We start from the raw sequence: 11,689 nt of genomic DNA on the forward strand, positions 1-11,689 counted from the left end.
AAATGTTGATAGAATCATAAACAATAGTGTAAAAATTAATTCCATTTTCTGACATTTTTCACATGCTTACCTCAAATGATGTAAATCATACTATTTCGAATTCATGATTAATATGTCGCACATCATGCCATCATAACTATAGTATTTCGAAATCTGGCAAGAGCTATGGTGAAAAATATCACGCCAATCACAAGGATCGCTGCCAACTGCACCCAAACAACATCCAGCCCTGCGCCGCGAAACAGGATCGCCTGCCCCAGTTCCACGAAATGCGTGGTTGGCGCAGCCAGCATGACGTTCTGCACGAGCTTTGGCATGCTTTCACGAGGCGTGGTGCCGCCAGACAGCATTTGCAATGGCAGCAGGACCAGAACCGACAGCATGCCGAACTGCGGCATGTTGCGGGCTATGGTCGCCATGAAGATGCCCATGGAGGTCGTGGCGAACAGCAATAGCGCTGCGCCGCCGAAGAACAGCCACAACGAACCGGCAACCGGCACGTCCAATATACCCCGCACAACAATGTTCAACGACAGGAAAGAGGCAGCCAGAACCACCATGCCCATGGAAAGCACCTTGCTCAACATGATCTCTAACGGTGTAACCGGCATTACAAGAAGATGCTCGATGGTGCCATGCTCCCGCTCGCGGATGAGCGCAGCACCGGTCAGGATGATCGACAGCATCGTGATCTGGTTGATGATCTGCCGCAGGGCGCCGAACCATGTGTTGTTGAGTGTTGGATTGAAACGGGCCCGCAGCACCAGATTTACGGGCGATTCCGCTTGCGCGCGATAGCGCTGAAGAAACTCGCTCACTTCCGTAAGTGCGATCTGCTGGATGCTGGCGCTCCCGGAAAAAGCCTGACTCATGCGGGTTGCGTCGGTCAGGAGCTGCATTTCCGCAGGCCGACCGGCGAGGACGTCGCGTTGAAAACCGGAGGGGATGTGAATAACGAACGTATAGATGCCCGCATCCATGCCAGGGTCGATCTGGGCCGGGATGATCATGGTCGGCTGAACGAACTGCGGCGGGAAAAATGCGGATGTTATTCGTTGGGAAAGAGCTGAATTGTCTTCATCGACAATGGCGATAGACGCCCTTTGCAGGCTGTCGGGCATCGCCGTCGCAGACAGATAGACTGCGAATGTGAAAATGTAGAAGATCAGGGACAACATGGCCGGATCTCGCCACAGGCTCCACATTTCCTTGATGCCCAGGCGATATATGTTCGAAAGACTTCGCATCATCGTCATTGCTCCTGCTTGCGCAGCAGCAGGATGGACGATCCGATAATAATCGGGATCGCCACAAGCAGCGGCAGAAAGGAACTGGCCAGATCGCGGAATCCCAATCCCTTGTTGAAGATACCCCGATTTATGGTGAACATATGACTGGCCGGGTAAATCTCGCCGACCAGCCGGGCACCCCCTTCCATTGAAGAGACTGGATCGAGCATGCCGCCATAGGTCATGGTGGGAATCAGCGTTCCCACCAGTGCGAGAAACATGGCTGCAATCTGGCTGTTGGTGACGGAAGAGGCCAAGAGACCCATGCCGGTTGCAATCACACTCGTCACCAGTGCTGCGAACAGCAGCGTGGGGAAACTGCCCTTCACGGGCACGTCGAACACGAAGATCGCCATTACAGTCATGATCAGGAAATTGATCATGGCGAGCCCGATATAGGGAAGCTGTTTCCCCAGCAGAAACTCGGCCCGGGTAACGGGCGTGACGTAGAGATTGATGATCGAGCCGGTTTCCTTTTCGCGCACAACCGCCAGAGCCGCCAGCATGGCCGGCAGAAGCAGCAAAAGCATCGGGATCACCACTGGCACCATGGCCGGCAGGCTCATTACATCCGGGTTGTAGCGAAAGCGATTCACCACCGAAACCTGGGATGCCACATTCAGGCCGGATTGCCGGGCTCGTTCCACCAGCCAATGCTGATGCATGCCCTGGATATAGCCTTTCACCGTTTCCGCCCGTTGCGGCATCGCGCCATCGAACCAGACGCCGATTTCCGCCTGATTTCCCCGCAGGAGGTTCCTGCCGAAGCCTTGCGGAATCTCGATTGCGAGAGCCAGTTCACCACTTCGCATACGCCGATCCATTTCATCATAATCGGCGATGGGCGGCTGCTCGGCGAAATAGGTCGAGCCAGAGATCGACTGTTTGTAGCTTTCGCTGAAACTGCTCTGGTCCCGGTCGAGCACGGCATAGCGCAGATCGTTCACGTCCATACTGATGCCGAAGCCGATCACCAGCAGCAGAAGCACGGTTCCGCCCAGCGCCAACGTGCCGCGCACGGGATCGCGCTGCAGTTCCAGCGTTTCGCGCCAGACATAGCTCAGCATCCGTTGCAGACTGAAACTGCGCTTCGCCCCATGTGCGAGTTCCGCCGGGGTCGGTGTCGCGCTTTCGCTGCCGGCATCCACAGCCTGTTCGTCCGGCCCCGCAGCCTCCAGAAGATAGCCGATGAAGGCCTCCTCCAGCGTGCGGGTGCCTCGCTTCTCGACCAGCCTAGCGGGAGTGTCGCTGTCCAGCACCTTGCCGGCGTGCATCATCGACATGCGGTCGCAACGTTCGGCCTCGTTCATGAAATGGGTCGAGATGAAGATCGTCACCTTATCCCGGCGCGACAGTTCGACGAGCAGCCGCCAGAACGCATCCCGCGCCACCGGGTCCACACCCGATGTCGGCTCGTCCAGGATCAGCAGGTCAGGTCGATGGACCATGGCGACGGCCAGAGACAGCCGCTGGCGTATCCCGAGGGGCAACTGATCCGGCAGTTTGTCCATCACGGCTTCCAGCCCGAAGCGTTCTGCCATTTCGTGGACGCGGGGGAGGACTTCGTCCTCGGGCACGTGGAAAAGCCTGGCGTGCAGGTCCAGATTCTGCCGTACCGTCAATTCAACATAGAGCGAGAAGGCTTGGCTCATATAGCCCACACGTCGGCGGGTCGCGAGATCGCGCGGATCCACTTCATGGCCGAACAGCCACGCGCGCCCCTCACTTGCCGAAAGAAGGCCGGTGAGCATCTTCATCGTTGTCGATTTGCCGCAGCCATTGGAGCCGAGAAATCCGAAAATCTCGCCCCGGCGAATGCGGAAACTCACATGATCCACTGCGACAAAGTCGCCGAAGCGCATGGTCAGTCCCTGTGCCTCGATGGCGATGTCGTTCTCGTCGGCGTCGAGCGGCGGGATGACGACGGGTTTGTGGCCGCGCTTGCGCTCCTCGGGCAGGAGTTCGGCAAATGCAGCCTCCAGGTTGTCGCGGCCGGTCCGCTCGAGCATTTCCCGGGGAGTTCCGGTTGCGAGTATGTCGCCGTCGTCCATAGCCACCAGCCAGTCGAAGCGCTGCGCCTCGTCGAGATAGGCAGTGGCCACGATCACACTCATTTCCGGCCGTTGCCGGCGAATGCGATTGATGAGGTCCCAGAACTGGGCCCGGGCCAATGGGTCCACGCCCGTTGTAGGCTCATCCAGGATCAACAGGTCCGGATCGTGGATCAGGGCGCAGCAAAGGCCCAGCTTCTGTTTCATGCCACCCGACAGCTTCCCCGCGGGGCGCGAGAGAAACGGGTATAGCCCCGTCGAACGGGTCAGGTCGTCGATCCGCCGCCGCCTCTCGGCAGCGTTGTGGCCGAACAAGCGCGCGAAAAACTGCAAATTCTCCTCAACCGACAAGGTCGGGTAAAGATTCTTGCCAAGCCCTTGCGGCATATAGGCGATGCGCGGGCACACATTGTCGCGATGCTGGGTGTCTGCGATATCACCGCCCAACACCTGAATGCGTCCGTCCTGCACCGCGCGCGCGCCGGCGGCGAGGGACAGCAGGCTGGATTTGCCCACGCCATCCGGCCCGATCAGTCCCGTCATCCGTCCACTGGCGATGCTGAGGTTGATACCCCTCAGGGCCTCCACCTTGCCGTATCGCAACCGCACGCCTGAAAAATGGACGACCGGTGCCGCGACATCAATCGGTTGAGTCAGCGGCATCGACCTATTCCTTCACGACATTGGCAAGCTTTTCTGGCCAGGGCACGCTGGGATCGATCCGGACATAGGCCATGCCGGGAAGACCGGTCTTCACGCGGGACAAGTGCCGCTCCAGCAGGGCCGGCTCGATCCGGGCCCGCACGCGGAACATCAGCTTCTCGCGCTCTCTCTCGGTCTCCACTGTCTTGGGGGTGAACTGGGCCACGTCGGATACGAAGCTGATTTTCGCGGGGATGGCCTGATCGGGCATTGCATCCAGCAGCAGGCGGACTTCGGTGCCGATCCCCAGGCGCCCTGCATCCGTCGTGGGCACAAAGAATGTCATATAGACGTCCGACAGGTCGACCAGATTCACCACGCGGCCACCCCCGGCCACAACTTCACCCGGCTGAGCTACCCGGAACTGGATGCGGCCGGAGCGTGGCGCACGCAGGTCGCTGTCGCGAATATCCGCCTCGACCCGCTCGATCGTCGCGCTGACCGCGTCCACGTTGGAACGGGCGCCGATCACTTGGCTTTGCGCAGACGCGATGCCGGATTCGGCCGAGGCCAGCTGGGCACGGGCCGCTTCCAGCGTGGCCATCGCACCCTCGACAGCAGCGCGATTGTCATCCCGTTCCTGCTTCGGCGTTGCACCCTCGCGCGCCAACGTCTCGGAGCGGGAGAACCGCAGCCGTGCCGCGTTCAATTCCGCTTCACGCTGGCGAACGATGGCCTGTGCAGATGCGCGCTCGCTTTGGCGCTGGCTCACCTGCGTCTGCGAGATGGTGATGGAATTGCGGGCCTGGGCGAGCCCTGCCTGCGCTTCCGAAAGCTGTGCTCGCAGTGTTTCCGTATCCATGCGGGCGATAACCTCGCCGGCCTTCACCAGCTGTCCTTCGTTCGCCAGAATCTCCAGGACGCGGCCCGGCGTTCGCGGCGAAATGTCGATCTCAACCGCCTCGATCCGGCCATTCGCAGCGACGATGCCCTCGGGCAAGCCCGGGTCTCTCAGTGCGAGCCACAGAACGAGCCCGCCAGCCACCGCCACTGCGGCAATCCCGCCCCTGATAAGCCAGGTCCTGCTGGTCACCTGCGTCATGGAATTTGTCCCTTGTCCATCTCTTGCGGAGCCTTGTTGAAATCAGTCTGCGAGGGCGCGAAGCCGCCGCCCAGCGACGCATACAGCGCCACGATGCTCGCCAGCTCGGCCCGGCGGAGCTGGACCATTGCCTGTTCGGCATCGAACAGGTCGCGCTGCGCATCCAGAACCTCCAGATAGGCGGAGCGGCCATAATCGAAGCGCAACTCGGCCAGACGGGCCCGTTCGCGCAACGCCTCAAGCAATTCACCCGTGGTACGGATTTGAAGTTGGAGTTGCTGCCGCCGGACGAGGGCGTCTGACACGTCGCGGAAAGCCGATTGCACGGTTCGTTCATATTCGGCCACCGCACGCTCATGGCGAGCCCGCATGACACCCAGATTGCCCTTTAGCCGACCGGCATTGAACAGCGGCAGAGATATGGACGGGGTGAATGTCCAGGCTTCGATGCCGTCAGAGAACAGGCCGTCCAGTTCGGTGCTCATCGCGCCATAGGCGCCTGTCAGCCTGATGTTCGGGAAAAAGGCGGCGCGGGCAGCCCCGATATTGGCGCTGGCCGCGCGCAATTGATGCTCGGACGCGATGACATCGGGGCGGCGGGTCAGCAAATCTGATGGCAAGCCCACCGGAAGCAGGAGGTTCTGCGGCACGTCTGTCAATGACAGATGTCCGGGTGCTATATCGACCGGCGCACCGACCAGCAGAGCCAGCGCGTTGCGGTTGACCGCGCGGTCCTGCTCGAGGCTCTGCAGGGTCGTCTGTGCCTGCGCAAGCAACGTCTGCGCCTGCGTCATTTCCAGCTTCGAACCCGAGCCCACCTCGTAACGCCGCCGCAGGATACGCAACGCCTCCACGCGGGTCTTGATCGACTGCCGGGCGAGCGCGGCACGCTCTTCATAGTGGCGTTCCAGCAGATAGCCGTTGGCCACCTGCGCCACGAGATCGGTGCCCACCGCGCGGCGCGCCTCTTCGGTGGCCAGATACTGCCAGCGGGCGGCGTCCTGCAGATTGCGCAGGCGTCCCCAGAAATCGATCTCCCAGCTGGCGCTCAACTGGGCGCTCACCTGCTTCACATCCGCGGGGATCGCGCCGGTGCCGGGGAGGTTGAACAGGGTCTTGCCCCGGGTGCCGGAGCCGACGGCATCGAGCTGCGGATAGAGCGAGGCGCCTTCGATCCGCCATGCGGCGCGTGCTTCTGCCAGGCGCGTTGTCGCAACACGAATATCGCGGTTGTTGGCCAACGCCAGATCGATCAGCCGCTGCAGCTCCGCTTCGCGAAAGAAATCGCGCCATCCCAGGTCTGCGATGCTGTCCCCGGGCGGCGTCGCGGTGGCATAGGCCTGCGGCACAGGCTGGGGCGGACGGACATGCTCCGGCGCGAACGAGCATGCGGACACGCCGAGAAGCAGGGCCGTCATGCAGATACGGCGCCGATGGGCGCGAATCCCGGGCGGACGTACCGGGCCGGGGAGTGGAAATACGGTGGCAGGCACGTCGCCCCCTGAGTCCAGAGCTTCAAGGAATGGCCGCGCCCGAACGTCGGGAGCGGCCACAGTTCAATTCGGTCAGGCCGCGCCGCCGCTCGCCTTTTTACCCGAACCGGCATCCGTCGGGGCGGCGACACCCACCGCAGTCAGGAACTGTTGCGTCCATGCCTGAAAGACGTCGCCGAAGGGCTGTTGCGCGTCGCCAATCCGGAACGCACTGTTCACACACGCACTCCACTCGCCCACTGCGTTCTGTACGGCGGCGATCGACGTCTGGCGGTTTTGCTCCGCTTCCTTCAGAACATCCGTCAACCCGGCGAAACCGGGAAAAACTGCGGTGCCAGGCTTCTGTTCCGCTGCCTGCACGCCGAAAGCCGCGAAGCTGTTCTTTGCGATCTCTGCCTGCCGAGCGACCGCTTCGCGCGAAATTCCCGCGAATTTGAGCATCAGATTCTGATTAGCATTCGCCAAAGTGGCATATTGTTCAAATCCATAAATCATAATAAAAATCCCTTCGATGGAGGAATAAATATCGAAATATATACAAATATCTCCAATAGTAATAAGAATATAATTTCAACCATTCGCAATATACTGCCCGCCATTCACTGTAAGAACAGATCCTGTGCAGAATGAGGACTGCGGGGATGCGAGCCATGCAACGGCGGATGCGATCTCGTTCGGCGCACCCAGCCTTCCGATGGGAATTCCGGAAATGATCTTTGCCTTTACATCTTCGGGCACGGCGGCAACCATTTCGGTATCCACATACCCCGGGCATACGGCGTTAACCGTGATGCCACGCCCGGCGTTTTCCAGTGCCAGGGCCTTGGTGAAACCAATCACGCCGGCCTTTGCAGCGGAGTAATTGACCTGGCCCATCTGCCCCTTCTGGCCGTTGATGGAGGAAATATTGATGATGCGGCCGAAACGGCGCTCGCGCATTCCTTCGATCACCGGCCGCGTCATCGCGAACATGGAATCGAGGTTCGTGGACAGAACCGCCCGCCAGTCCTCCCAACACATCTTGTGAAACATTATGTCACGTGTGATGCCGGCGTTGTTTACCAGCAGCGACACCGGACCCAGCGTCGCCTCCACATCCGCGACACCTGCGCGGCAGGCCGCTTCGTCTGAAACGTCCCATTTGAAGGTGCGGATGCCGTATTCCTGGCTGAAAGCAGCCGCTGCGGTGGCATTGCCATGATAAACGGCCGCAACCTGATATCCATCGGCCTGCAGCGCCTTGGCAATCGCTGCCCCGATCCCACGTGTCCCGCCAGTCACCAGGGCTATCCCTGCCATGTCGCTGTCTCTTTCCATCTCACTCGGCAGCCCCTCCATGTGGTTCGTGAATCGGGGCCAAATCTCAATGATGGAACAATATGTACACTTTACGGTATATTTATTGACACAGATCAAGGATGGGTCAACCCAACACGCGCCACAGTTTGAAATATGGATAGGACATTCGGATGACGGTGGTGAATGCAGTCGAACAGATTCGCTCGTCGAAGGGAGGAAGGCCCACCCGCGAGGCTGCGGCCGAACTCGGTGAGCGCATTCTCGACATCGCGCTTGAGCATTTCCTTCGCTATGGCTTCGAAGGCGCGAGCATGGATGCCATTGCGGCCGACGCCCAGGTGAGCAAGCGCACCCTGTATCAACGCCACCAGTCCAAAAAGGGGCTGCTGCTCTCAGTCCGGGAACGCGAGCGGCATGTCTATCGGGCGATCGTCAACATTCCGCTTCCCCGGGGAAGTGTCAGACAGCAGATCGGCATGCTTGCCCACAATATCCTCGACGCCATCCTGAATGCCCGGGCCTTGGGATTCATGAAGCTGGCGCAGGAGATCAGGCGGGCTGAGCCAGGCCTCGTTGAAGACGGCGCGTTCGAAGCCATGACAAGCTATTGGGCCGGCGCCTTCCGCTCGGTCCTCTCCCGCGACCCGATGCTGGCGGATTATGAACCGGATCGGCTTCAGTCCGTTGCGTCCGTTCTGTTCGATGCGCTTGTTACGGTGCCGTTCGCGCGGACCACCATTGTCGGCAATCTGGAAGACAGCAAGCAGGCGCGGTCCATCGAGATCGAGCGCGTGCTGGATGTGCTTGCGGGCGGAATCCCGTCGCTGCAGCGGCCATGACAGGCGACATAGGACTGCCCCGTCATCAGGCGGACCGGGAAGGTTCACAATGTCATGTCGAGTGAAGGAAGCAGAAATTCGATGAGCACAATTCAGCAACAGGGCGTCGATCCGCTCGACGGAATCGCCGAAACCCTGAATCGCTCGGCGGCGGCAACCATCGCTGCCGCGACGCGGGGCCTGTCCCCCATCACGCTGATGCTGGCTGCGACGGATTGGGGGGTTCATCTCGCCCGAGCGCCGGGCAAGCAGATGCAGCTTGGTGCGAAGGCAGCGCGCAAACATATGCGTCTGGCCGACTATGCCGCTCGCCAGACGCGCGATCCGGATGCGGAGCCGGCCATTGAGCCGCTGCCGCAGGACCGGCGCTTTTCCGACCCGGCCTGGAAGCAACAGCCGTTCAATCTGATCGCGCAATCCTTTCTGCTGAACCAGCAGTGGTGGTACGCCGCCACGACGGGCATCGGTGGCGTGAGCAAGCACCACGAAGACATCATGGAATTCACAACGCGCCAGATGCTGGATGTGCTCGCGCCGACCAACTTCCTTGCCACCAATCCGGTGCTGCAACGCAAGATCATGGAAACAAGCGGCAAATGCCTTTTGGACGGCTTCAACAACCTGATTGAAGACATGCAGCGCCAGTTCCGCGGGCTGCCGCCCGTCGGCACGGAGGCATTCAAGGTCGGGGAGACGGTTGCGACCGCGAAGGGCAAGGTCGTCTGGCGGAACCGACTGATGGAGCTGATCCAGTATGAGCCGACGACAGAAACCGTGCGCCCGGAGCCGGTCCTGATCATTCCGGCCTGGATCATGAAATATTATATTCTTGATCTGTCGCCCGAAAATTCCCTCGTCCGCTGGCTGACGGCGCAGGGCTACACGGTGTTCATGATCTCCTGGCACAATCCCGACAGCGCGGACCGGGACGTGACACTCGACGATTATCGCAGGCTGGGGGCGATGGCCGCGCTTGACGCCGTGACGGGCATCACCGGCGCCGCGAAGGTGCATGCGGCCGGCTATTGCCTGGGCGGCACGTTGCTATCCATCGCGGCCGCCGCGATGGCGCGCGATGGGGATGATCGTTTGGCGAGCATGACCCTGATGGCCGCGCAGACAGAGTTCAGCGAGCCCGGCGAACTGGGGCTTTTCATCGACGAGGCCCAGCTCGACGTTCTGGAAAACATGATGTGGAGCAAGGGCTATCTCGACAGCAGCCAGATGGGCGGCGCCTTCCAGATTCTACGGTCTAACGATCTGCTCTGGTCGCACATCCTTGAAACCTATCTGATGGGCGAACGGGAACCGATGAACGACCTGATGGCCTGGAACGCGGATGGCACGCGGATGCCCTATGCCATGCACAGCGAATATCTGACCCGGCTGTTCCTGAACGACGATCTGGCGGAAGGGAAATATCGCGTTGACGGCCGCGCGATCAGCCTGACCGCAATTCGCTCGCCCATCTTCGCGGTGGGAACGGAACGAGACCATGTCGCACCGTGGAAATCCGTTCACAAAATCCATCTGCTCACGGGAGCTGAAGTAACGTTCGTTCTGACCAGTGGCGGCCACAACGCTGGAATTGTCTCGGAGCCAGGCCACAGGAACCGCTATTACCGGGTGCTGATGCGTGAGGTGGACGGACATTCCTACGAGGGCGAGGAGTGGCTGGAACGCGCTACCAAGGCGGAAGGTTCCTGGTGGACCGAATGGGCGCATTGGCTGGACAGTCGGTCCGGAAAGCCGGTGCCGCCGCCCTCGGTCGGCGCGCCGGACAAGGGGTATCCGCCGATCGCCGATGCGCCCGGCCATTATATCCTGGAGAAGTAAGCCATGGCCGACACCAGCATGATCGAGAACCACACCTTCGACGAAATCGAGGTGGGTGATACCGCGAGCGTGGTCCGCACGCTGTCGCGCAAGGATATCCAGTTGTTTGCGCTGGTTTCCGGCGACGTGAACCCTGCGCATCTGGATGCGGAATATGCGCAGGGCGACAGTTTCCGCCGTGTGATCGCGCACGGCATGTGGGGTGGGGGGCTGATTTCTGCCGTGCTGGGCACCGAATTGCCGGGGCCCGGAACCATCTATCTTGCCCAGTCGCTCCGTTTCGAGCGGCCCGTCGGCATCGGCGATGTGATCACAGCCACCGTCACCGTCAGGGAGAAGCTCGCCGGGAAGCACAAACTGATCCTCGATTGCCTGTGCACCAATCAGCAGGGCGAAACGGTCATCTCGGGCGTGGCCGAGGTGAAGGCGCCCAGTGAGAAGGTCTGCCGCCCGCGCCTGGCGCTGCCCGATATCCGCTTGTCCGAGCATGACGGTTACTCAAGGCTCATGGATGCCGCAAAGGGCGGTGCGGCCAGAACGGCTGTCGCCCATCCCTGTTCCGCGGCCGCGCTGGCCGCCTGCGTCGAGGCGGCCGAGGCCGGCCTGATCGAACCGATACTGGTGGGGCCGGAAGCGCGCATCCGGCAGGCCGCCGAAGAGGCCGGCAAGGACATCTCGCCGTTCCGCATTCTGGCGACTGTACACAGCCATGAATCCGCTGCCCGGGCCGTCGAGCTGGTGCGCTCCGGCGAAGCGGCGCTGCTGATGAAGGGGTCGCTCCACACCGACGAGCTGATGAGCGCCGTCATCTCGCGTGCCGGCGGGCTTCGCACCGAGCGCCGGATCAGCCACGCCTATGTGATGGATGTGCCGGGGCATCCGGATCCGCTGATCATCACCGATGCCGCCATCAACATCACCCCCACGCTGGAAGAGAAGGCGGACATTATCCGCAACGCCATCGACCTTGCGCATGTGCTGGGGAACCCGCAGCCGAAGGTGGCGATCCTGTCGGCCGTGGAAACGGTGAATCCCGCGATGCCGACGACACTGGAAGCCGCAGCGCTCTGCAAGATGGCCGATCGCGGCCAGATTACCGGAGCGCTGCTGGACGGCCCGCTCGCCTTCGACAATGCCA

The 11,689-nt window shown here is 61.1% G+C and carries 9 protein-coding genes; 3 read left to right on the forward strand and 6 right to left on the reverse strand.

What is annotated here, in order from left to right; translation table 11 throughout:
• Nucleotides 1-122: 122 nt before the first annotated feature.
• From ACE3O8_RS10580 to phbB, 6 genes are all read right to left on the reverse strand, one after another.
• Entirely contained in the window at nucleotides 123-1,250 is a 1,128-nt protein-coding gene (locus ACE3O8_RS10580) for an ABC transporter permease (protein WP_374389535.1), read from the reverse strand.
• 2 nt (nucleotides 1,251-1,252) lie between these two features.
• Nucleotides 1,253-4,003 carry a ribosome-associated ATPase/putative transporter RbbA gene (gene rbbA / locus ACE3O8_RS10585; protein ID WP_140927240.1) on the reverse strand — a complete coding sequence of 917 codons (2,751 nt, stop codon included), beginning with the start codon at nucleotides 4,001-4,003 and terminating at the stop codon, nucleotides 1,253-1,255.
• 4 nt (nucleotides 4,004-4,007) lie between these two features.
• Nucleotides 4,008-5,084 carry an HlyD family secretion protein gene (locus ACE3O8_RS10590; protein WP_140927241.1) on the reverse strand — a complete coding sequence of 359 codons (1,077 nt, stop codon included), beginning with the start codon at nucleotides 5,082-5,084 and terminating at the stop codon, nucleotides 4,008-4,010.
• The gene (locus tag ACE3O8_RS10595) at nucleotides 5,081-6,502 is read right to left on the reverse strand and encodes an efflux transporter outer membrane subunit (RefSeq protein ID WP_140927242.1); all 1,422 of its coding nucleotides are present in this window, start codon (nucleotides 6,500-6,502) and stop codon (nucleotides 5,081-5,083) included. The genes ACE3O8_RS10590 and ACE3O8_RS10595 overlap by 4 nt, the downstream gene beginning before the upstream one ends.
• Before the next feature lie 147 nt (nucleotides 6,503-6,649).
• On the reverse strand, nucleotides 6,650-7,072 hold the full coding sequence (locus ACE3O8_RS10600; protein WP_145925981.1) for a hypothetical protein: 423 nt from the start codon (nucleotides 7,070-7,072) through the stop codon (nucleotides 6,650-6,652).
• A 75-nt stretch (nucleotides 7,073-7,147) separates the two neighbouring features.
• Nucleotides 7,148-7,876: an acetoacetyl-CoA reductase gene (gene phbB / locus ACE3O8_RS10605; RefSeq protein ID WP_064332745.1), complete on the reverse strand. Its 729-nt coding sequence runs from the start codon at nucleotides 7,874-7,876 to the stop codon at nucleotides 7,148-7,150.
• Between the two features lie 170 nt (nucleotides 7,877-8,046).
• Here phbB and ACE3O8_RS10610 point away from each other — a divergent pair, with 170 nt between their 5' ends.
• From ACE3O8_RS10610 to ACE3O8_RS10620, 3 genes are all read left to right on the forward strand, one after another.
• The gene (locus ACE3O8_RS10610; RefSeq protein ID WP_064332316.1) at nucleotides 8,047-8,715 is read left to right on the forward strand and encodes a TetR/AcrR family transcriptional regulator; all 669 of its coding nucleotides are present in this window, start codon (nucleotides 8,047-8,049) and stop codon (nucleotides 8,713-8,715) included.
• Nucleotides 8,716-8,796: 81 nt separating this feature from the next.
• Nucleotides 8,797-10,551: an alpha/beta hydrolase gene (locus ACE3O8_RS10615; RefSeq protein ID WP_064332315.1), complete on the forward strand. Its 1,755-nt coding sequence runs from the start codon at nucleotides 8,797-8,799 to the stop codon at nucleotides 10,549-10,551.
• Nucleotides 10,552-10,554: 3 nt separating this feature from the next.
• Nucleotides 10,555-11,689, forward strand: a 1,135-nt coding sequence (locus ACE3O8_RS10620) for a bifunctional enoyl-CoA hydratase/phosphate acetyltransferase (RefSeq protein WP_374389533.1), incomplete at its 3' end; no start/stop codon positions are given.

It is taken from the genome of Sandaracinobacter sp. (genome assembly GCF_041909755.1).
Lineage (GTDB): Bacteria > Pseudomonadota > Alphaproteobacteria > Sphingomonadales > Sphingomonadaceae > Sandaracinobacteroides.